Origin of the sequence: Ruminococcus sp. AM31-15AC, from assembly GCF_003462045.1 — a bacterium.
Classification (GTDB): domain Bacteria; phylum Bacillota; class Clostridia; order Oscillospirales; family Ruminococcaceae; genus Hominimerdicola; species Hominimerdicola aceti.
In genome coordinates this window covers 26,121-49,816 of sequence record NZ_QTYG01000018.1, presented here as the reverse complement: position 1 = coordinate 49,816, position 23,696 = coordinate 26,121, and the positions used below count along the sequence as shown (strand labels likewise).

Annotated in this window: 17 protein-coding genes and 2 pseudogenes; 11 read left to right on the top strand and 8 right to left on the bottom strand. The window is 42.1% G+C overall.

Annotation, left to right across the window (positions count from 1 at the left end; all coding sequences use genetic code 11):
* The 7 genes and pseudogenes from DW793_RS14605 to DW793_RS07065 form a co-directional block, all read left to right on the top strand.
* Positions 1–534 (top strand): hypothetical protein (locus DW793_RS14605; protein WP_181988314.1); only part of this gene is annotated, 534 nt, incomplete at its 5' end.
* Between the two features lie 786 nt (positions 535–1,320).
* Positions 1,321–2,427: an ATP-binding protein gene (locus tag DW793_RS07085; protein WP_118157483.1), complete on the top strand. Its 1,107-nt coding sequence runs from the start codon at positions 1,321–1,323 to the stop codon at positions 2,425–2,427.
* On the top strand, positions 2,388–4,784 hold the full coding sequence (locus DW793_RS07080) for a DUF5682 family protein (RefSeq protein ID WP_118157482.1): 2,397 nt from the start codon (positions 2,388–2,390) through the stop codon (positions 4,782–4,784). Before DW793_RS07085 ends, DW793_RS07080 begins: the two co-directional genes overlap by 40 nt.
* A complete protein-coding gene (locus tag DW793_RS15295; protein ID WP_252969720.1) occupies positions 4,781–5,176 on the top strand; it encodes a hypothetical protein in 396 nt (131 codons plus the stop codon). Before DW793_RS07080 ends, DW793_RS15295 begins: the two co-directional genes overlap by 4 nt.
* Positions 5,173–5,921: pseudogene (locus DW793_RS15290) on the top strand (VWA domain-containing protein). Before DW793_RS15295 ends, DW793_RS15290 begins: the two are co-directional and overlap by 4 nt.
* Positions 5,922–5,932: 11 nt before the next feature.
* Positions 5,933–7,621: a hypothetical protein gene (locus DW793_RS07070; RefSeq protein WP_118157481.1), complete on the top strand. Its 1,689-nt coding sequence runs from the start codon at positions 5,933–5,935 to the stop codon at positions 7,619–7,621.
* Positions 7,622–7,658: 37 nt separating this feature from the next.
* On the top strand, positions 7,659–11,012 hold the full coding sequence (locus DW793_RS07065; protein WP_118157480.1) for a DUF4132 domain-containing protein: 3,354 nt from the start codon (positions 7,659–7,661) through the stop codon (positions 11,010–11,012).
* 44 nt (positions 11,013–11,056) lie between these two features.
* Here the strand turns inward: DW793_RS07065 and DW793_RS07060 are convergent, their stop codons facing one another.
* The 7 genes and pseudogenes from DW793_RS07060 to DW793_RS07030 all read right to left on the bottom strand — a co-directional run bounded on the left by DW793_RS07060 (position 11,057) and on the right by DW793_RS07030 (position 18,503).
* Positions 11,057–12,424 (bottom strand): MATE family efflux transporter, encoded by a 1,368-nt coding sequence (locus DW793_RS07060; RefSeq protein WP_118157479.1) that lies wholly within the window; start codon positions 12,422–12,424, stop codon positions 11,057–11,059.
* Between the two features lie 201 nt (positions 12,425–12,625).
* Positions 12,626–13,719: pseudogene (gene ychF, locus DW793_RS07055) on the bottom strand (redox-regulated ATPase YchF).
* Between the two features lie 18 nt (positions 13,720–13,737).
* Positions 13,738–13,995, bottom strand: coding sequence for a hypothetical protein (locus DW793_RS07050; RefSeq protein ID WP_118157478.1), 258 nt, complete (start codon positions 13,993–13,995; stop codon positions 13,738–13,740).
* 14 nt (positions 13,996–14,009) lie between these two features.
* Positions 14,010–14,747 carry an ABC transporter permease gene (locus DW793_RS07045; RefSeq protein WP_181988313.1) on the bottom strand — a complete coding sequence of 246 codons (738 nt, stop codon included), beginning with the start codon at positions 14,745–14,747 and terminating at the stop codon, positions 14,010–14,012.
* Positions 14,744–16,816: an FtsX-like permease family protein gene (locus DW793_RS07040; RefSeq protein WP_181988312.1), complete on the bottom strand. Its 2,073-nt coding sequence runs from the start codon at positions 16,814–16,816 to the stop codon at positions 14,744–14,746. Before DW793_RS07040 ends, DW793_RS07045 begins: the two co-directional genes overlap by 4 nt.
* 22 nt (positions 16,817–16,838) lie before the next feature.
* Entirely contained in the window at positions 16,839–17,303 is a 465-nt protein-coding gene (locus DW793_RS07035; RefSeq protein WP_118157475.1) for a hypothetical protein, read from the bottom strand.
* Between the two features lie 6 nt (positions 17,304–17,309).
* The gene (locus DW793_RS07030; RefSeq protein WP_118157474.1) at positions 17,310–18,503 is read right to left on the bottom strand and encodes an aminotransferase-like domain-containing protein; all 1,194 of its coding nucleotides are present in this window, start codon (positions 18,501–18,503) and stop codon (positions 17,310–17,312) included.
* A gap of 223 nt (positions 18,504–18,726) precedes the next feature.
* Between DW793_RS07030 and DW793_RS07025 the strand changes: the two genes are divergently transcribed.
* The 4 genes from DW793_RS07025 to DW793_RS07010 all read left to right on the top strand — a co-directional run bounded on the left by DW793_RS07025 (position 18,727) and on the right by DW793_RS07010 (position 21,919).
* Entirely contained in the window at positions 18,727–20,439 is a 1,713-nt protein-coding gene (locus DW793_RS07025) for a polysaccharide biosynthesis protein (RefSeq protein WP_118157473.1), read from the top strand.
* 58 nt (positions 20,440–20,497) lie between these two features.
* A complete protein-coding gene (gene mazG / locus DW793_RS07020) occupies positions 20,498–21,295 on the top strand; it encodes a nucleoside triphosphate pyrophosphohydrolase (protein ID WP_118157472.1) in 798 nt (265 codons plus the stop codon).
* A 24-nt stretch (positions 21,296–21,319) separates the two neighbouring features.
* Complete coding sequence (locus DW793_RS07015) at positions 21,320–21,610, top strand: HU family DNA-binding protein (RefSeq protein WP_256319968.1); 291 nt, start codon at positions 21,320–21,322, stop codon at positions 21,608–21,610.
* Between the two features lie 66 nt (positions 21,611–21,676).
* On the top strand, positions 21,677–21,919 hold the full coding sequence (locus DW793_RS07010) for an RNA-binding S4 domain-containing protein (protein ID WP_022288222.1): 243 nt from the start codon (positions 21,677–21,679) through the stop codon (positions 21,917–21,919).
* A gap of 44 nt (positions 21,920–21,963) precedes the next feature.
* On the opposite strand, the gene DW793_RS07005 is transcribed toward DW793_RS07010, so the two are convergent.
* Positions 21,964–23,637 (bottom strand): DUF6583 family protein, encoded by a 1,674-nt coding sequence (locus tag DW793_RS07005; RefSeq protein ID WP_118157471.1) that lies wholly within the window; start codon positions 23,635–23,637, stop codon positions 21,964–21,966.
* Positions 23,638–23,696 lie beyond the last annotated feature (59 nt).

Below are 23,696 nucleotides of genomic sequence, written 5' to 3'. Positions count from 1 at the left end.
GAAATTATCCATAATTTTAAAACTGAATATAATAAATTACAATTTATAAGTAGTTTGATATATTGGCTAAATAGTGATAAAATGGGGAAATCTGGTGAAATCATTTCATTGTTCAACAAATTATATTCAGATATGTGTGCTACAATTGTGGGTAATAAAGTCAACCTATATGATAGGCGCAACTATAGCCAACATAATATATACGCACTTAGTCGTAATTATCAGAATAATCTCGAGGTTATAAGGCAATATTTTTCTGATATTTATAGGTCTGAATATGTATATAAAGTATTAGCAGATTTAGTTGGTGAAAGTACTGGATCAAAAGGATATGGATATGCTATAGATAAGCAGAACTTAAATTTGCTTGGAGTTACAATAGCGCAAATAGCTAATTCTATTGAGACATATCCACCAAAGACCGAATCAGAAAATAAACTAAAAGAAATTTTTGATAAAGTAGTAAATGATGAAAAAAATATTTTTGATCAATTCGGAATTAATTCTCCTATTCCGATAAAGTTTAATGTATAACCGCATCATAAGATACAACTGCATTTTCCTTCAATAAGACTATAAAATATCAAATCTCTCGCCATGTAGTAAAAACAATTCTCAAGTTCTTCTATTCCTCAATATTATTAAGCAGAACAGTCTGTTTGAAGTTGTATCATTTTTTCAAAAGTTGAATTTGGTAATTTCGGACATTATTTATGTTTGTTTCAAGTAACTAATGATACTAACCGAACACAGCCCGTAAGGGCAATAATTCTCTAAATAAATGCAACTTGAGTTTCCTTAATAATGCCCATCTTACAATTATCTCCATATTGTATTTGACTTTCTCTTAAAAGTATTGTATGATAACAAATGGATGAATGTCATGTTAGAATAATTCTCATAGGTTCTCTCTACAGTTATCATATCGCTCAGGTACGCAAAACCACGCCATTTTAGTTGTACAACTCTGGACAACTTTTGGACAACTAAGTTACAGCAACATATAATAAAACGAAGAAAGTTGAAAAAGCTACTTTCTAGTATCTTAGCGAAAATACTTTGCTTTTAGTGTGTTTTTGATTTGCAACAAAAAAGCCAAATTGGAATGTTTAAACTCCAAGAGATAATTTCGTTCTCATTTATCAAACCGTTTCGCAGAAATGCGAAGCGGTTTTTTTATACCCAATCCTAACTGTCAAAATGCACAACCAAAACATCTGTTCGTTGTCAATTTAGCTGAATATCCCCCTGCTTATTGTAAATAACAGCAAAATATGATATAATTATTACTGATAAATTAACTTTTAGGAGATAATTGCTATGACGAATGAATACATAAAACCGCCCATTGAGATACGCTACAAAAATGAACTTGACGCCTTGAAAAGTGTTGATATTGGTAAAAAGCCTGAGAATTGGGTGCTGTCGCCAAAGGCAGTGCGAACATTTATATTAGGCGGAATCATCAAAACTGCCGATGGCAAAATGCAGATAAAGCGTAAATTTTATGGCAATGACGCACTTGTTGAGCGCAGTATAATCACCCTCGCCGGAAACCGTGGTCTTATGCTGGTGGGTGAACCAGGCACAGCAAAAACTATGCTCTCAGAGCTTCTCTCTGCTGCCTGCTGCGGCATAAGCACGAACACAGTTCAGGGTACGGCTGGAACTACCGAGGATATGATAAAATATAGCTGGAATTATGCCATGCTTCTTTCAAAAGGTCCGTGCCGTGAAGCCCTTGTGCCTGCTCCCCTGCTCATAGGCATGGAACAAGGCATTTTCGCACGATTTGAGGAAATAACTCGTACCCCTGCAGAAATCCAAGATAGCCTTATTTCTGTAATGAGCGACCAGATACTCAATATCCCTGAGCTTGAAAACGAAGGAATTGTTTTCGCCAAGCAAGGATTTAATATAATCGGTACCGCAAACACCCGTGATAAAGGCGTAAATGAAATGTCAGGTGCTTTGAAAAGACGTTTCAATTTTGAGACTGTCGAGCCTGTTCGTGACGTAAGGCTTGAAAAGGAGATCATTATCCGCGAAGCACAAGACCTTGCAAAAACAGGTCATATCGACCAGCCTATAGACACCGACGCTGCTGAACTTCTTGCTGTCACATATCATGAGCTTCGTGAGGGCATTACCTCAGAGGGAACTAAGCTTGAAAAACCAACCGCCGTCATGAGTACGGCCGAAGCTGTGTCCGTTTTCTATCAAACTATGAGCAATGCATATTATTATGGCGACGGAAAAACTGATCTCAAAGAGCTTACGCAGAATCTTTTAGGAGCAGTTTGTAAGGAAAACAAAGACGACCTTGAAAAGCTCAAAAGCTATTTCAGGATCGCTGTTAAGGAAAAAAGTGCAAGTGAGGGAGGCATATGGACAGAATATCTGGATACAGCCAAGTATCTGAAATAATACCTTTTGACTATTCTCAGCCATTTCTGCTTTTTCCTGTAAGACACCACAGCCCTGTCTGCTCGTGGCAACTCATCAGAGCAATTAAAGAATATCAGCCCGATGTCATACTTATAGAGGGTCCTGAAAACGCCAATGATATGATAGGTGTGTTGACGGACGAGAGAACAAAACTCCCTGCGGCTTTCTATTATTACTACAAGGACAGAAAAAAGCTTATCAGTGATGAAGCCGAGGACTATAAATGCTACTACCCTTTTATCTATGCTTCACCTGAGTATAACGCTCTGAAAACAGCCGCAGCCATGGATATAGAAGCACGCTTTATAGATCTTCCCTACAGCGAGATACTTATTACCACAGCCGTAAATAAAGGCCTTCGCAGTAATAAGGACAAACACAGCTACACTGATGACAGCAGACTTATATACAGCAAATTCTGCAAAAAGCTTTGCGAGAAAACAGATCTAAGGACCTTTGAAGAGTTCTGGGAGAAGTATTTTGAAATAGAGGGACTCAGACTTTCTGTACAAGATTTTGTACAGCAAATGTACACCTACTGCATTATCACACGAAATGACGAAACAGAAGATGATCTTGCGGCAGACGGCACTCTTGCAAGAGAAAACCATATGGCATTGCGTATCAAAGAAGCACTTAAAGATAACAAAAAAGTCCTTGCTATAACAGGCGGATTCCACAGTTTGGGACTTTATGAGCTTTTGAAAAGTGATAATATCCAAAAAGAAAAGCTTCACAAGCTCTCTCAAAAAGATGAGGGCTGTTTCCCCGTAGCTTATTCTTATGAAGCAGCAGACGCTCTCAGTGGATATGCCTCTGGTATACAGCGTCCTTATTTTTATGATTGCGTGATGAACAAGCTAATCCACTGCGATGACCCGGCAGGTGTTTACAGCGACACAGTTCTTGACCTGCTCATAGGTACAGTGAGAGCCTGTGATAAACATGATATCCCAGTGTCAATGGCTGACGCTTCCGCAGCGCAGTCTATGATGAGTGGACTTGCCACACTTCGTGGCTGTCATGAATGTGGACTTTACGAGCTTGAGGACGCCATAACCTCGTCATTTATCAAGGGAGAGAAAACAATATCCTCCGCCCTGCCTATCGACCTTATGCACAAACTTGCCACAGGCGACAAGACAGGTCATATAGGTGATATAAACCACGTTCCTCCGCTTATCGCTGATTTTGAAAAGCAGTGTAAAAGGTTTCGACTTAAAATAAAAACAGTTACCCCTAATAAGACGGAAGTTTCACTTTTTACCACTGCAAACGGCATGGAAATAAGCAGATTTTTCCACAGAATGGTGTTTCTAGGCACAGACTTTGCCCAGCGAACTAAAGGACCTGATTTACATAGGCGAAAAGATAGAAGCCGTGTCCGTGAAGAATGGGTATACAAAAAAGTCCCTGCCACAGACGTTGCACTCATAGACCATACTGCCGACGGCTTCACCATTGAAGAAGCCTGCCGCACTTGTGCTTCAAGAACACTTCGCCATGAAAAACACTGTGATGTTGCGGCGCATATCCTTGTGGACTGCTTCCAAATGGGCTTAGAACTCTCTGACGATGACAAGGCTTGTGCCGAGAATATTCTTAACTCAGACGGTGACTTTTTCTCTGTAGGCAGAGGTCTAAGGCATTTTATCACTCTTATGGAACTCCAACAGCTTTATAATACCGAGTTTTCCGCCGCAGAAAATTGTGCAAAGCGGTGCATGACAAGGATAATCACAGCACTGCCTGATATGGCGTCGGTGAAAGACGACCACATTGCAGAATGTGCAGCGATAATGTACGCAATGCAGAAAGCTGTCACTGACGGCTTTAGAGAATATCGTCAGGACTATGAAAACGCCCTGCTTTCTCTCTGCGGCAAATCTGATAAAGACCCATTTGTTTACGGCACAGCACTTGGCATACTTTACGCCTTTGACCCCCACCACCGTAAGCTTGCTGAACAGGCAATGTCAAGCTATCTCAAAGGCGACAGGAATGTTCAGATACAAGGAGCGGAGTTTCTTCACGGACTTTTCAATGCCGCCCGTGATATCATCATGACGGACGATTCTTTCATCAGAATGACAGACACGCTTATCTGCGGACTTGACTATGACGATTTTATAGAGATACTTCCCTCCATGAAGCTTGCTTTCAGTTGTTTCACCCCCTATGAAATACAGCAGACAGCCACCGCTGTCGCAAAGCTTTATGACGCTGACAGTGCTGAGCTTCTTACGGAAAAAACTATAAACGAAAGGCTATACAGCTTCGGTGAGAAAATAGATAAAGAGATAGTTAAACTTTTGTCTGAGGAGGAAAAGCCATGACAGATGAAAACAAAGCCATATCCGTCAACCGCTGGCGGCTCGTGCTGGGAGGAATGTCTGACAAAAGCCTTTCCTTTACCGGTGACAAAGCAGAGATAATAACGTTTCAGGATATGGAAAAGCTACTCGATTATCTCTATAGCCGTGCGCAAGGTGACGATGTAAGGAACGAGAACAGCAGGCAAGGCGGTCAGGGTGGCAGTGTGCTAAACGCCGCAGAATGGATAACAAAAGTCAGAACGCTATTTCCAAAGCAGACTGCCGATGTGCTTGAACGTCAAGCTTTGGAAAGGTTCAACATGACCGAGCTTCTTACCGATAAAAAGGTTCTTGAAGAAATGAAGCCTGATATAGCGTTGCTAAAACTATCATTCAGCTCAAACATCTCATGAACGGCGAGGTGTTGCAGGCGGCTGTAAAAATAGCAAAACAGGTGGCAGACGATATCAAACAAAAGCTTGATATGACCATAAAGCGAAGCCTTACAGGCAGGCTTGATAAAAACACATCGTCAGTTATGAAATGCTCTGCAAACCTCGATTTCAAAAAGACTATCCGCCGAAACCTGAAAAACTATGACAAAGCAAGCAACCAGCTTATACTGAAAGATATCTATTTCAGTGGACGTGTGAAAAAGCATAACAAAAAGCGCATTATCATAGCCATAGACGAAAGCGGTTCAATGCTCGGTTCAGTCATCTATAGTGCAGTAATGGCGCAGATAATTTCCGAACTGCCATTTGCAGAGGTGAAGCTCATCATATTTGATACAAGCATCGTTGACCTCTCAGACCATGCAGACGACCCTGCTCAGACAATAATGAGCGTTCAGCTGGGGGAGGAACAGATATTGCAAAAGCCCTTTCCTACTGCGAAAGCCTTATCGTTACGCCCCGTGACACTTGCGTTATCGTGGTAACAGACCTTTACGAGGGCGGCAGTGAAGCACAGCTTATGAACGTCAGCAAAAATATAATCACAAGCGGCGCACATCTCTCATTCCTTACCGCCCTTGATGAAAATGCCGACCCTGCCTATGACAAGGCGACAGGTCAGAAGCTTGCAGATATAGGCTCATTCGTGGGCGGTCTTACCCCTGATAAGCTTGGGGATTACATCGGAAAAATATTTGCATAGGAGATGACATCTTGGACGTAATCGATAAACAGCTTAACATTGCAAACGAACAAACGCTTATTGAGCTTTCAAACAAGGGCATTTACAAACGTGCGTTGAAGGAATCCGAAAACATGACCCTTTCGGCTGAAAAAATCCATGAATGTTACATAGTAAAATTAGACGGTGAAACCTGCACCATAAAATCACCACTTGATGAAAGTCAATGCAGTTGTGTTTCAAGAGGAATGTGCAGGCACATTATAACAGCCATACTGCTTTTGAAAGCACAGCTTCCACCGTACGACGGCGAGGATATCACTCCAGAGGTCATAACCTCCGAGCCTGAACAAGCAGAAATTGAACTCCCCGACCAACCTGAAATAAATTCGCTTTCTCAGGATACCCAGAAAAAGATAAAAGGATGTGCCGAACAGTGCATAAAAATAATGTCCGGAATATTTACCAGAGGCCTTGTAAGAGCCGAAGATAGCAACCCCGATAATTTTGAGCTTGCCGCAGTTTCCTGCCACGCTTTGAGAATGGCTGAGGCAGAAAGACAAATGCGTGAACTTGGCAGCCGACTTAAAGACTGTGTTTCAAGGCGAGCTTCATTCAGTCCGCAGGTATTCACTCACAAAATGTTTGAATATGCTGACAGCATGAACAAGCTTATAAAAGCCGACATCACAGAAGAAATGCTCGGCACCTTCCGCAGAGAATACACCGACTATGAGGGGGCACTCCAACTTCTGCCTATAGGCACAAGAAATGTCAGTGGCGAATACACTGGCTGTATCTACTATTTTCTCAATAAAGACAGAACATCTCACCAGCGCTTTCTAACCTACAGCGATCTGCGCCCCACTTTCTATGAAAGAAAGTCAAGACGATTTGCCGAAAGCACAACTGTATGGGATCTTGACAGCTCTCTAAACAGCTATATGTGCACAGAGCTGAAGCTCAAAAACGCCAAGGTGAGCATGGGACATTTGTCCTCATCGTCAAAGACCAACGCCATAGGCGCAGGTCCTGCACAGCTAAACTGTTTTGCCCTCCGTGAGCTTATTGTCAGCGATTTCAAAAAGCTTGCGGAAAAGATCTCCGCAAACAAAAGCGACGAGGAGACCGACCGACTTTATTTCGTTCACCCCAAAGAGTGCGTCGCTTCATATTTTGACAAGCACACTCAACAGCAGATTTTTATTATAAAAGACGGCAGTGATAGACAAATATCCGTCACCGCAAAATACACAGCAGAAAATCGTGAATTTATTTCCACGCTTGAAACCATAGGTGGCAAAATGCTAAAAGAGAAGCACAAAAACTACGTCCTGCTGGCTCAGGGGTATATCGACCACGGCAGGCTAACGCTTTTCCCAATAGAGGTCTATGATTTTATTGATCCGCCTGACAATGTTCCTGTACCTGTCGAGAATGATACAGACCAAGACTATGGAATGTGTAGCGAGCTTCTTGACGCCACCGAAGAAACCGACAAGAGGATAGTCACGGCAATGGAGTGCGGAGTGAACTCTGTTATCGCAGACGAACACGCTCAAAGCATACGCCAATGCGGACTTAAAGAACTTGCAAAACGCTATGAATCTTCACAAAGCTGTGCGAAAATGCAAGACACACCACCGCAGACAAAAGCCTTGATATCTTCACTGCCGCAGGCAACACAATGCGGTATATCAGACTTTGCACACAAAAATTAGCACTGTTCAGTGCGATAAATAATATGGAGGAGAAAAAATGATCTACAACGAAAGCACCAAAAGCTTTATAAAGCTTGAAACCGCCCTAAAGGAGCTTGGTTTTGACCAGCAGACCATAGACCTTGCCCTTGAATATCTTGACATCACAAAGCCTAGAAACAATGACCTGATGAGAAAAATTACAACAAGATACTATCCAAAACTCATGCAGTATAGTTATCGTGAAAAGCTTATCAAAGCTGTAAAAAGTGAGATATCAGGTTCAGATAGTGAGGAGCTTAAAGACCGTTATATTATTTTCAGTTCAATGGCAACGGGTCCATATTTTCGATATATGACAGATGCGCTGTCTGGCAATGCCTATATATATTCCGAAAACAAGGCCATGTATATGAAGCCGCTCACCGATTTTTATGGTGAGAACGCAGAAGCAGTCTGGATATCAACAGAGATATCACACAGATCAGATGAATCCATATATTACGTTTTCAATGTAAATCCTGTCTATTCCGCTGATGATGCCATAAGGACATTCAAATATGTTGACGCTGACGATATTATCGCACATCTTCTCCTGTGCGTTTACGCATTGGACGCAACCGAACTGCCTAGAAAGAGCCTGCTCGGCAAAACAAAAATTCCTGATACAGCGGCAATTGCCATAAAAAAGCTTTGCGAAGTAGTCGAAAAAAAGCCCAAAACAACTACAGCCGTTTTCTGTCTTTTTCTTGCCGCATATGCAGAAGCGTCATATTTTGTAAAAGAATACCGTGCATTTTTCGATAAAAACATTGTGAAATATTACGACGATCTTACCCAAGGGCTGATATATATGAAGCTTTCCACCAACAGGATATTCGACCTTATCGAAGCTCAACCACAGTGTCTTACAGATAGATACATTCTGCATTTTGTCAAATCACCTGACAGAAATGGGAATTATCCAGCGCAAATGGTAAAGCTCGCAAAAGATCACCCACAGCTTTTCATAGAAACAATGAAAAACGCTCCATTTGACACAGCGATCACAATGGAGAAAATGCTCAAAGCCACCGACCCTAAATATAACGCAGAAGCAATTGGTCTTAAAGCTACCCATCAGGAACGTATCGCCAAACTTATTGCCGAACATTTCAAGCACAGTGACGAGATATACGCATATATCATGGGCAAAGCAGAAATAGACACGATACTCCCCTTTGCAGACGAAGAAGCCTGCGAGGGCAGACATAAGAAAATGTACTATATTGTTGCATATGGAGAGGACGATTTTATTATCCGCTGTATCGCCGCCCTTTCCATAGGAGCGTCTAAAGATACAAGTGACCCCCTCCAGCTTATAGGCAACGATCTTTATTATAACACCGAGTTCATCGTCCGTGCAATGGTAAGATCAGGTCTGCCAATAGATATAATCATAAGATCCCTTGGCTGGCAGATAGACAGCTCTTACTGTAAAGAAGTCATCATCAATAAGATAACCGCTATCATGCCAGAATTTAAAGACAAAGCCACCATTATTGACGTAAGCAAAATGGCTGTGTCCAGCCGACTTTTGTATATAAGGCTTCTTGATATCGCAGACAGCAACAAGTACAAAGACGAATTTTTTGCCCTTTGTGATGATAACAGTAAGGTAATAAAAGCAGAGCTTGTGAAAGTTATATCCGCCCATAAAGATTGGCACGATGATGTTTGCAAACTTCTTGCTCAGAAAAAATCAGCCAAGCGTGAAACTGCACTTATGATAATTGAAAATCAAGGTGCTGACGCCTACCGCACAGAGCTTGAAAAAGCCTATTCCACAGAAAAATCCGACAAACTAAAATCGAAAATATCTGAACTTTTGGGCAGCGAAGCAAAGCCTGCCGAAATATCAGATGAAGACCTTGTGACTGCGCTCACCAAAGGCACAAAAAGCAAGAAAGTTCTCTGGCTTTTTGAACAGCCTTTTGCACCTGTTCACTTCACCGATGATACAGCCACTGAGGATATCTATTTGCAGGCTCTCCTGCTTACATATGCAAACGCAGACGAAGGTACCCTCCCACCCGAGGGCAAGACACTTGCCCAGAAGCTCAAAGCTGACGAGCTTGAAACATTCGCCCTTGAAGTCCTGAGCCGCTGGCTTGAAAAAGGTGCAGAAGCGAAAACAAAGTGGACAATGTATTTTGCGGCCATTTACGGCGGTGATGAAGCAATAAATTGCCTGACGGATTACATAAAAGAATGGTCGAAACAGTCATTAAATATGCGTGTTGCCCTTGCGGTTAAAGCCGTCAATGCCGTAGCTCTGAACGGCAGTTCCTATGCACTTATGACTGTAGACAATATTTCAAGAAAATATAAGAGTCGTGCGGTCAGAGCAGCCGCAGTTGACGCACTTGCCAATGCCGCTAAACAGCTTGGCTTGACAACGCAGGAGCTTGCGGACAAGATAGTACCTGACATGGGCTTTGACGAGAAAATGTGCCGCACCTTTGATTTTGGAAGCAGAAAATTCTCCGTTTATCTCACTCCACAGCTCGATATAGAAATATTCGAGGGCGAGAAAAAGCTTAAAAATCTCCCTAAAATAGGCGTTAATGACGACCCTGTCCTCGCAGAAAAGGCTACTGCTGATTTCAAGGAAATGAAAAAACAAATGAAAACTGTTATTGGCGCACAGAAACAGCGTCTTGAATATGTGCTTATGCTTGATCGTAAGTGGACAGCAGAAGCTTGGAAAGCTCTCTTTGTAAAAAATCCTCTCATGCACTGCTTTGCGATAGGTCTTATATGGGGTATTTACGAAAATGGCTGCCTTAAAACTTCGTTCCGTTATCTTGACGACGGCAGCTTTACAAACTCAGATGATGATGAGATAGAGCTGTCCGAGGTTATGCAGATAGGGCTTGTTCACCCGTTGGAGCTTACTGAACATGAAAAAGAAGCTTGGCTGGAACAGCTTGATGATTACGAGATAATACAGCCATTCGACCAGCTAAGAAGGAAGGTATACAAAGTAGCGGAAAGCGATAAGAATAAGACCGCCTGCGAGATCTTCAAGAATACCGAGATAACGAACACCACTTTAGTCAACCGCATGACCAAAGCAGGCTGGTATAAAGGTCAGGCACAGGACGCAGGCTTTTTCTATGAGTTCATAAGAAATGATATCTCAGGCAAGGAAAAAGATCCCGACGGCAAGCTCCTCAACATAGGCATGACCGCCGAGCTTAAATTCTCAGGAACATACATCGGCTATTACGAGATAGAGGACGTGACCGTGGAAGAGCTTTACTTCCGACTTCCCGACGCTGCATACAATGACAACATGAAACTTGGCGATGTCAGTCCAAGATACTACAGCGAAGTTGTCTTACAACTTAAAAAAGCTATAAACAAGTAGGCATAACAAAAGGCAGTTCTGATTTTTTCAGAGCTGCCTTTTACTTATTTATTTTCCACAGGAAGTCCGTGATCTCCTGCAATGTGTCTGCCTGCCTTGTTCACACAATATATGCAAACAGGAACTATGTACAAGCAAGCCGCTATCCATGCCGCCTGATCTGTGAAGCAGATTGCAAGATAACCGAATTTCGGCACAAATATCATACTTACAGAAATTCGAGCTATCATTTCCGTCACTCCTGAGAATATAGCAAGTCCAGAATATCCAAGACCCTGCGTACACATTCTGCAAGTGTTGAGTATACCGAGCGTCCAATAGAAAAAGCCTGCGTAGAATAGATATTTGGCTGAAGCAGTAAGCACTGCTGCGTCTGACTTATTCACAAAGATAAGCGAAAGCTCTCTGCCGAAGAATATAAGTACAATACCGGCTATTACTCCATATGTCATGCCAACGCCAACTCCAATGCGTATACCCTTTTTGATACGCTTGAGATTTCCTGCACCGAGATTTTGGCTTGCAAAAACAGATGCACCTGTTGCAAAAGCGTCATAAGGACACATTGTGAACTGCTTTATCCTCGCCGCAGCGGTGAATCCTGACACATAAATGCTTCCAAGCTTGTTGTTAGCCGACTGCATGACCATTGAGCCGATAGCCGTTATGGAATATTGAAGTCCCATAGGAAAGCCCATTATTATAAGGTTTAGCACCGCAGGCTTTGACATAACTCTGTCCTCTTTGGTAAGTTTCAGCACGCTGACCTTTTTCATAATAAATACAGCACATAGTATTCCGCTTATCGCCTGCGCAACGACCGTAGCGATAGCCGCACCCATGCAGCCCCACCTGAACACGATAACACACACAAGGTCAAGTGCAATGTTCAAAACCGTTGATATAGCAAGAAATACAAATGGCGTTTTGCTGTCGCCAACAGAACGCAATACGCTTGAAAGCAGGTTATACAAAAGTGTGAACGGTATGCCAAGAAATATCACCAGTAGATATTTATATGCGTCATCAAAAATATTCGACGGAGTTGAAAGAAGCTTCAATATCTCACTACAAAGCACCGCACAAATTGTGGTCAATACAAACGCAGTAACGGCGGTTATAACAATAGAATTGTAAAAATACTGTTTCAGCTTTTTTATGTCCCCTGCTCCGAAATGCCTTGCAATAGGCACGCCAAAGCCGCAGGCTGTTCCCATGCAGAAACCAAGCACCAAAAACTGCACACTGCTTGAAGCTCCGACACTTGCAAGAGCGTCAGAACCAAGAAATCTTCCCACGATTGCAGCGTCAATAAGATTGTATGTCTGCTGCAACAAATTTCCTAAAAGCAGAGGAAGCGCAAAGCTCATTATAAGCTTGAACGGACTGCCCGTTGTCATGTTTTTTGTCATTACTTTTCCTCCAAAAACCTAACTATTACATTTATCATCTTTAATTTTTACTATCACATTCTATCATCAATATATGAAAAAATCTATAACACAAATTAAATTTACTTTTGTGATTTTAAACAAATATAATAACAAAAAACATACATATTGCACATAAAAAAAGGCAAGCATATTTCAGCCTGCCTTTGTGTAGCTTACGCTTTATACGTTAAATCTGAACAGAACGATATCGCCGTCCTGCATAACGTAATCCTTACCCTCAAGACGAACAAGACCCTTTTCCTTAGCCGCCGTCATAGAGCCACAGCTCATAAGATCGTCAAATGAAACAACTTCAGCTCTGATGAAGCCCTTTTCAAAGTCAGTGTGTATCTTTCCTGCCGCCTGTGGAGCTTTAGTTCCCTTTTTGATAGTCCAAGCTCTTACCTCAGGTTCGCCTGCTGTCAGGTATGAAATAAGACCAAGAAGCGAATAGCCCTCCTTGATTATTCTGTTAAGACCTGAAGTTTCAAGACCGAGGTCTGCAAGGAACATTTCCTTGTCCTCGTCGTCCATGTCAGATATCTCAGCCTCTATCTGCGCGCATATCGGGAACACAGCCGAGCCTTCGCTTTTGCGATCTCGCAAACTTCCTTGTAATGCTCGTTGCTTTCGATATTGTTTCTGAAATCATCTTCGCAAAGGTTAGCCGCATAGATAACAGGCTTAAGTGAAAGAAGCGGTGTTTCTTTAAGTATCTCCAGCTCGTCCTCTGTCATGTCATAAGAACGTGCAGGCTTGCCACTTTCAAGATGCTCTTTGAGCTTTTCAAGGAACTCTACAGCAGAAGCAAGAGATTTATCGCCTTTCATTGCCTTTTTAGTTCTGTCAAGCTTTCTCTCGATAAGCTCAACGTCAGAGAAAATAAGCTCCAAATCTATAGTTTCAATGTCTCTGCGAGGATTGATAGAGCCGTCAACATGAATGATGTTAGGGTCGTCAAAACATCTTACAACGTGAACGATAGCGTCCACCTCTCTTATGTTTGAAAGAAATTTGTTTCCAAGTCCCTCACCTTTTGAAGCACCCTTTACAAGACCTGCAATGTCAACAAATTCAAGTGTTGCAGGAGTAAACTTTACAGGGTGATACATCTCAGCCAGCTTGTCAAGTCTTTCATCAGGCACCGAAACAATGCCCACATTCGGTTCGATCGTGCAAAACGGATAGTTCGCAGATTCTGCACCCGCATTTGTGAGTGCATTAAAAAGTGTTGATTTTCCTACGTTAGGAAGTCCTACCATGCCAAGTTTCATATCAATATACGCCTTTCGTTAAAATTTTACGCCATCATTGTCAAAATCATCTTCATCATCATCAAAGTTATAATCATCATAATACTCTTCAGGGTCAAAATGATCGTTACAGCCACCCTTGTCTATCTTGTTGTTACAACCGATAGTAACGCCTTTCTTGATAGGCGAAACAAACAGACCAATTATAACGCCAAGGAGAAAAAGTGCAAGACCTTTCCAGAAATAGCTTACTGTGCAGTTATTTTCAGTATCGCAGTTTTCTTCAAAAATATCCATAATAATACCTCCGTCTATTCTACTGATTTTAAAGATTCTACCATATCTATCTTTTTAAGCTTGAAATGAAGAACCAAATTAACTATAAATGCAAATGCCAATGTGAGCAATGCACCAAGCACATACGCCCACCAAACAAGCTGTCTGTTGAACAGCACAAGATCGACCTCAGAAGTTATCACAACAAAATAGTGCAGTATCTTTCCTGCCGCAAGACCCACGATAATGCCCACAATCGTCGATATCAGATTTTCTCTGTAAATATACGCCGAAGTCTCACCGTCATAGAATCCAAGCACTTTTATTGTCGCTATCTCACGAACACGCTCAGTTATATTTATGTTTGCCAAATTGTAAAGCACCACAAACGCCAAGCCTCCCGCGCAAACGATGAGCAAAATAACGATAGCGTCAAGGCTGTCTACAGAATTAAGGAAACCTCTGCTTGAATCATTTTTAAAGCTTATTCCGTAAAACTCGTCATTTGAAATAAGCTGTTCCTTGAAAGAGTTTTCATCAGTGTCTTTCTTTAGGTCAATAAAAGAAAGATTATAAACAGGCTTCTCACCGTATACACTTTCAAAATCATCAGGAGTGATGTAAATATAATGCAAAGCATAGTTCTTGCTTACTCCGCCTATCTTGAACTCTTTCTCCTCATGACCACTGAGCTTTATGGTAATAGTGTCACCCGTTTTCAGGTCAAGAAGCTTTGCAAGCTTTTGTGTTATGATAACAGAACCGCTTTTCACTTCAAGGTTGATCCATTCTCAGCAGATACAAGATCGATATAATCTCCCATATTTTCAGGAGTTTTCGGCACGATCATAGAAACAGACTGGTTTTCACTTTCATTTTCTGCAATGCCATCTGTACTCTGCATAAGCATAGATTTGTCTACCTGTGCGATACTGCTTATCTTGTCCTCCAATTGTTTCTCGTCAAAATCGGCTGAATTAAGTACCGCAATACCATCATACAGAAATATCTCATTGAATTGCTTTTCGGCAATAGTCTTTATAGAATATTTCAAACCAAAACCCGTGACTATCAGCGCCGTACAGCCTGCCACTCCCACGATCGTCATAAAGAAACGCTTTTTATATCTCAGCAAATTTCTCACGGTGACCTTTGCAAGAAAGTCAAGCCGATTCCATATAAGATCCACACGTTCCAGCAAAACACGCCTGCCATTCTGCGGTGGCTTTGGACGCATAAGCTGTGACGGCTGTGACTTAAGCTCTTTGATACAAGCGTAAAGCACCGCCGAGCAAGTGCAAATAACCGACACCACCAAGCAAAGCACCATATAAACAGGCTTGAACGGTGTGTCAATATCAGGAATGTTATATAAAATATTATAGCAACTATAAATTATCTTCGGAAAGATCTGCAATCCAACAACAACGCCTATGCAGCTTCCTGCTGATGCCGCTGTTGCTGCATAGAAAAGATACTTTCCGGCTATTCTTGCCCCACTGTATCCTAAAGCCTTGTATGTACCTATCTGCGTTCTCTGTTCCTCTACCATTCTAGTCATTGTGGTCAGGCACACAAGCGCCGCCACAAGAATAAAGAACACAGGAAACACCTTTGCGATAGAGTCGACCTTCTGAGCGTCCCCATAAAAGGAACTATAATCAGAGCTAGCCTCAAATCTGTCATACTGATAGAATGCAGGCGTTTTAACGGCTTCAAGTTCTTTTTTCGCTCCGGCTATCTCATCTTCTGCCGCCGCAAGCTGACCATTATATTCATCAAAAGCCGCCGTACTTCCTGTCTTTTTGTCTTGAAGAAGCTTTCCTGCCACTTCTTCAAGCTGTTGTGCTTTTAAAAGCTGTGACCTTGCAAGATACTTTGCACTAGAACCACTCTGTTCAGCCTTATCATAAGCCTCCTGAGCTTCCTCAACCGACTTCTGCGCTGTTGCCAAAAGCTCCGTAAGCTGTTTTTCGTCGCAGGCAAGCGCCTGTTTCAAGATGTCAACTTTCTCCTGAGCGATGTCAATACTGTCCTGAGCGTCACTGCTTAGTTTTTCAAACCTTGCGTTCACACTGTCCTCAAAAAACTCCACCGCCTGAACGCTCTTATCTTTCACAGCCTGCTTGTACTCGTCGGAAAACGGGTCAAGCTCGTCAGTGCCTTTGAATTTCACATAAAGCTCAGTGTAATAATCGCACACAAACTCGCTCTCAGGCACAAAAACGTTGCTTACCACAGTTCCGTTGCCCACTGTGGTCGCATCACGCTCATAGCCGATATAAAGTGGTGAAGCCACAATACCTACTATCCTGTATGTGTCAGTTGCCAAAGTATCAGTTATATTTTTTGACGAGTCAGGCTCGTTGATCTTTATCTCTCCGCCCACCTTAAAGGTGTCAGGTGAACTCATTTTTACCTCTACTGCGCACTCGCCTTTTTTTTCAGGAAGCCTGCCCTCTAGTAAAACAGGCTTATCAAGATTATTAGGGCTGTTTTCATCAACAACATTGTTGAAGGACATGAATTTCAGCACAAGGTTTTGATTTTCATGATAGTAGAAAACGTCCTTAGAATATCCCGCCATAACGCCCTGAACATCATCAGCTTTTTTCACAGCCTCAACGTCCTCAGACTTAACGCCTATAGACGACATTAACTTAATATCCATAAGTCTGTTATCACTGAAATATTTCTCCGCCGTGTCTATCATATCAGTCATAGTCGCCTTGATACCAGAAAAAAATCCACAGCCAAGAAGAACTATCAGAAAAATAGAGAGAAATCTGCCCAACGAGTGTCTTATCTCTCTGACAGTATCCTTTTTCAATGCACTTTTCATGACAGACCTCCCCCTTGTAATATCAATCTTCCCCGTCACTATCCGAAAAATCATCAAGACCTATCCTGCCCGATAGAATAAAATAAACAATCGCTGCAAGGACAAAAACGACAGGAGCAAAAATTATAATAGCTTTTTTAGCCCACTCAACCCCCAACGCTCCCGCAAGCATAAGGCCCAGCACTCCTGAAATATCAAAAAACAAGATACAAAAATACGTCCTAAGTGCCGATACCGCAGGTGCAGTGTCCCCATCGGGGTCAGCTTTATCACTGAAAATATTTATCCTGCCTGCTGAAAACACAAGCAGAATAAACACCGCCATAGCAAGAAGACTCAGCACAAGACCCACCACATAAGGCTTTGTCCTGCCTGCCGTCATGCCCACTATCAGCACAAAGCAATCACACCCCATGCAGAACATTAGAGCCGCCGTATTTACCACCGTAAGCACAAGCTGAAAAGGCGTAAAAGGAACTTTTTTCATTTTATCTTAATCGCCGAACATTTCCTTAGAAAGCTTGCCAAGCTTCTCACAGCCGTCGATTATCTGTTTGTCTGTAGGAGTTGAGAAGTTCAATCTGAATGAAGCTGTCTTGTCAGACTCGCTTACCATGAAAGCATTGCCCGGAACAACGGCTACCTTATATTCTGCAACAGCCTTTTTGCAGAAACCAGTCATGTCACTGCCCTCCGGAAGAGTACACCAAATGAACAGACCGCCCTCAGGTCTTGTGAACTTGATCTGTGAAGAGAAATTCTTCTCGATCTGCTCTATCATAAGTTCGAGCTTATGCTTGTAGATCACTCTCAGCGAAGCAAGATGCGCTTCAATATCATTGTCCTTCATGAAGTTGTAAGCCAGCATCTGCGCCCAGATGTTTGTATGTACGTCAGCCACCTGCTTGCAGACAACTATCTTTCCGATTATCTCCTTTGGAGCGGAAATGTAGCCAACTCTGATACCAGGAGCAAGTATCTTTGAGAATGTTCTTGAATACATAACAAGACCGTCCTTGTCCATGCTCTTGATAGACGGGATAGCCTCACCCTTTATTCTCAGGTCGCCGTATGGGTTATCTTCAAGTATCATAACACTGTACTTCTTAGCAAGCTCGTAGATAGCCTTTCTCTTTTCAAGAGAAGTTGTAAGACCAGTAGGATTCTGGAAGTTAGAGATAATGTAGAATACCTTTACCTTGCCTGTAGCGAAAGCCTCTTCAAGCTCTTTCAAATCAACTCCGTCTTCATGAAGCGTGATACCCTTAAGCTCAACATTGTATGACTTGAACGCATTAAGTGAGCCTATAAAGCTTGGAGCCTCACAGCAAAGAACGTCGCCTGGGTCGCAGAGAACTTTACAAGCAAGCTCGTTAGCCTGCTGAGCACCGCTTGTGATGATAAGATCATCTCTCTCAGGATCAAATTCACCCTTCTTTTCAAGCTCTTTCTTAAGAAGATCTCTCAGAGGAGTGTATCCCTCTGTAAGGCTGTACTGGAGTGCACCGATAGGATTTTCCTTGAATATCTCTTCTGATATTCTATTAAGCTCGTCCACAGGGAATGCCTCAGGAGAAGGATTGCCTGCCGCAAATGAAATTACCTCTGGGTCAGAAGTAAATTTAAGTATTTCCCTGATAGCAGAAGCCTGCAAATGAGAAACCTTTTCTGAAAACTTATAAGTCATAACTTTTTTACCTCTTTTTCTTAAAAATACATAATATGATTATATCACATTTTTCCTATAAAATAAAGTGTTTACGCAAACTTTTTTTAGTATTAGCACCCTAAGCTCTATTTTTGTGCAATTTAAACAACTGCATATCCACCTGACATATGGACAAACCGTAATAAAACCCACCATAACAGCATAAAATCATATAAAAACAAGTCAGAAAGCAGGTTGACAGATGAAAAGACAAGGCTTTATAAAAGGCTCAGCAATATTGCTTGCAATGGTTCTGATAACAAAAATTCTGGGACTTCTCTATAAGATACCTCTTACCAATCTTCTGGGCGGCACAGGCATGGGATATTTCGCTTCAGCATTCTCAGTTTTCACACCAGTTTTCGCCATAGTCGTTTCAGGTATCCCCTCCACCATGGCACGCCTCACCGCTGAAAACTATGCCCTTGAACGCTTTTCAAATATGCGTCATACCAAGCGAACTGCATTTTTTCTTTTCACGATCATCAGCGCAGCCGCTGCTGCAGTAATGATACTCACCTCAGATTTTCTGTCACGCAATGTAGTCGGCGAGCCAAGTACAAAATATGCTCTCATGTGCGTTGCCCCATCTATTATTTACTGTACCATTATGTCAGTGGAACGCGGTTACTGTGAGGGCTTGCAGAATATGATACCGACCGCTGTATCAGAAGTGATAGAAACCCTTTTCAAACTTATCCTAGGTCTTGGTTTCGCCTACGGACTAATGTATCATATCTCCGATATGTATGATAAAACAGGCATGATATTCGGCACAGCCTATGAAAACTCACGCCAGGCAGCCTCCGCCGCACTTCCATTTATAGCTGCCGCAGCTATCCTAGGATCGTCCATAGCCTCTGCGATCGCCTGTCTGTATATTCTCATATCAGGCAAGATCAAAGGCGACAGCGTAACAAAGCAAATGCTTCAAAGAGATACCATAACAGACCCCACAGGAGCAACAGCCAAAAAGCTTGTCGTCTGCTGTCTTCCGATCGCACTTATCTCAGTGATAATGACCTTTGCCAACATGATAGATATGCTCACTGTCAATCCGTGTATCAAAACCGCCATGAAAGCTTCTCCACACACATTTAACAGCCTGCTCTCTGACAAGCTCACCACCGATATGCTCCCGAACTTCATTTACGGCTCTTACATAGGACTTGCCGTAACAGTTTTCGGTCTTGTTCCGACCATCACCGCAATGTTTGGCAAAAGCATACTCCCCTCACTTGCCGAAAGCTGTGCCAAAAACGATAAAAAAGCCATGCAGTCAGGCCTTACAAAAATGCTCATCGTCACCAGTATCATAGCCATACCCGCAGGCATGGGCATAGCAGTTTTGTCAGAACCTATCCTGCGTTTTCTTTTCGGAGGCCGTGAAACTGAGATACAGGTCTGTATAATGCCAATGTCCATACTTGGAATAGCAGTAATATTCCTTGCCATAGCCACACCATGCTTTTCCATCCTGCAAACTCTTGGAAAACCTCACAAAGCCATAATAATTATGTTGGCAGGTGGAATTATCAAGCTATTTCTGAACATTATACTTATAAGACAGCCCATAATAAATATATCAGGAGCAGCTATTTCTACTCTTGTATCAGAGGTTTTCATATGCGTCCTATCCGTACACTCAGTTTGCAAAATGACGGATCTAAAACCAAAAGTGAGCGAAATTTTCGTAAAGCCCACCTACGCCGCTATCATGTGCAGCGTGACAGCCGTTTTGTCACACGAAACACTTACGAAAATAGCCCATTTGCAAATAAATCATAGATTTGTGACCCTTTTTTCTATAGGAATTGGTAGCATAATGTACTTTTTTTGTTTATATTTATTGTGCGAAACGCCGAAAAATATTGTAAATTACATATTTTCAAAAAAAAATCCGCAAAACCCTTGAAATTTTGAGCAAAATGGTTTATTATTAATAAGCACCCTTTTGGAAAGGTAATGATGTAATGAGCGATAAAATTAAGGAATTGCTTGCTAAAGACAGCTTTGATATCAATGATCTTGCGGATATCGTGGTAATTCTCAGAAGCGAGAACGGCTGCCCGTGGGATAAGGTCCAGACCCATAAGTCTATCAAGAAAGATTTTCTTGAAGAAGTCTATGAGGTCATGGAAGCAATTGACTGTGACTCTCCTGAAATGATGAGGGAAGAACTTGGCGACGTTCTTTTGCAGGTGGTTTTCCATACAGTTATAGAGACTGAAAACAACAATTTCAGACTTGACGATGTGATAACTGATATCTGTAAAAAGCTTATCATCAGACACCCACACGTTTTCGGAAGCGTAGAAGCTGACAACGTTGAAACAGTGCTTAAAAATTGGGACACTATCAAGAAAGAAACCAAGGGACAGGAAACTTATTCCGATACCCTTAAAAGCGTTCCAAAGAACTTTCCTGCACTTATGAGAGCTCAGAAGTTAAGCAAACGTGCAGCAAGAGCAGGTATCGAGTATGACAATGCTCATGATATCAGCGCACTTGAAAATGCTGTTAAGGCTCTTGAAAACAGTGCTGACAGTGATAAAGCCGTAGTTGCAAAACAGCTTGGTGAGATAATGTTCACTTGTGCTTCACTTGCAAGAAAGCTTGACCTTGACGCTGAAGAAGTGCTGACGGATACAAATAATAATTATATCGAAAAGTTTGAGAAAACAGAAGATGCTGTAAGGCAAAACGGGCAGGATATGACCGCCCTGAGCATAAATGAGCTTGACGCTTATTGGCGAGAGCAAAATGAATGAATAACTTTATTCGTTAAAAATAATTTGGAGGTAAAAACAATGACAAAGGCAGAACTGATCAATCTTATCGCAGAAAAGGGCGATTATTCAAAGAAGGACGCTGAGAAGGCACTTACAACTGTTATTGATTCTGTATCAGAGACACTTGCTAACGGCGAGAAGATCTCACTGGTAGGTTTCGGTACATTCGAGGTTAGAGAGAGAGCTGAAAAGACAGCTATCAATCCTCGTACAAAGGAGCAGATCACTGTTGCAGCTAAGAAAGTTCCTGCATTCAAGGCAGGCAAGGCTCTTAAGGACGCCGTAAACAAGTAATCTAAAGCTTATGCCACTCAGACCTAGCCTGCGGGTTAGGTCTTTTTTACTACAAAGGAGGAAAATATGCGGCTTGATAAATACCTGAAAGTCACAAGACTTATTAAACGACGTACCATTGCAAACGAAGCTTGCGATGCAGGCAAGGTGCTTGTGAACGATAAGATTGCAAGAGCTTCATATGACGTGAAAGTTGGCGACATTATCACCATAAATATGGGTCAGAAGCCTGTCAAGGTGGAAGTTCTCAATGTCACTGAGTATGTGAAAAAAGAAGAAGCAGCCGAAAATTATCGTGTTATCAGCTAAAAATAGAGGACCGCTCAATGCGATCCTCTTAATTTTTTTATCTATTATGCATTTGCGCTCAAATCATAATCTGACATATCAATATCAGAGAGATCGTAGTCATCATAATCATCATAATCACCATAGTCATCATAATCCGACTCAAGATCACCTTCTGCATTTACAAGCATATTGTAGACCTCGTCACCAAGAACTTTCTTTACATTAGCAACAAATCCATCACTGTCACAGCCTGCAAGGTATGTATTCATCTGATCGTCATTTGTGATGTCATAGATCTTGTCGCCTGACGGAACAGTGATGTCAGAAGCCTCTGTCTTATTTCCTGTAACTGCCATTGTAACAAACTGCTTGCCGTTCATGCCAAACTCAACAGAAAGATCAAGCTTGTCAGCAGTTGAAGCAGAAGCAAGCTCTACCCAGCCTGATACAGCCTGGGAATCAGATGTACCATTCACATCAAATCTGATAGTGCCCGAGAATGCGTCACCCTCTTCTTTAAGGTCTTTGAGAGTCACCTCAGCTTCCATCGTGTCAAAGTTTATGCTCGGTGAAACTGCCATGGTAGGCTCAAGGGAAAGTCCACCGTCAGCAGAAGTCATGTCAGCGTCTATATCTGAATCAGACGAAGTTTCCATTTTCATTGTAAACTTGCCATTCGTAACACCGTCAACAGTGTTTGCAGAACCCTTGAATGATGCACTGCCCTCACTGCCCATGTCAAGACTAAAATCAACAGCCACAACGTCGTCCTTAAGAATGGTGTAAAGAGTTGCACCCTCGCCGTCTTTTTCAAAGCTAAAGCCCGCAAGATCATCACCGCTGTAGTAAGCGTCAAATTTTACAGTTTCGTCAAGATTATCGCTTGCAAAAAGTGAATCCATAGAATCAGCATACTGTGAGATTATCTCATCATATGACATACCAAGCTTGTCAGCAACGCCTGCCTTGTTGAACATATCTTTAAGCGTAGCGTCGTCCTTAGCCTTGTCAAGAACAGCCTTAAAAGCAGCCTTTACATCATTGCCTGAGATAGTGTATTCCTTAGTTGTATAGCTGTACTCGTTTCCGTCAATGTCACCAGTCTTTTTCTCACCGTCAACAGGCTTAGGGAAAGAGTCCTCCATAACCTTCTTGTATTCCTCCAGATCCTTTTCAAGTGCGTCAGTATCAAAATCAACATCAGCGCCCTCAGCAGAATCAAAGAGAGAATCAAGGTCAATGCCCTGTGAAGAAAGCTCACTGCCTACCTTGTCTTTAAGGCTGTCAACGTTAACCATAAGATAAGCGTCAGAAAGCTCAGGTATCTGAACATAAGCCGACTTGTTATCTCTAGAATATACAGCATTAGCAGACACAAGATTATTTCCGCCATATGTCAGCGAAACATCTGCTGCAGTGTTGCTTCCCTTCTGCTTTGTAACAGTTGTCACAGAAATAGGCTGTAAGCTAACGCCTGCCTGCTCTGTGAAGCCATCGCCGAATGAAACAGTAGCCGTTGCGTTGTAAGCAAAATCAAGTTCGCCCTTGATAGCCTTTTCAGCCGTGCCAAGAGTGTTGTTTATATTATCTGCCACCTGAGTAAGCTTAGCCTTGCCGCCCTCAGTTTTACCATCATTACTGTCTTTATTTACAAAATAATAGCCAAGACCTGAGCCAACTATGCTAAGACCCAAAACGCCTGCCAATACAGGTGTAAGCACTTTATTTTTTACCATTTTATTTCCTCCTTAAAGAAACTCATGTTTCTGTTCGTATTTAAAATATAACATACTTT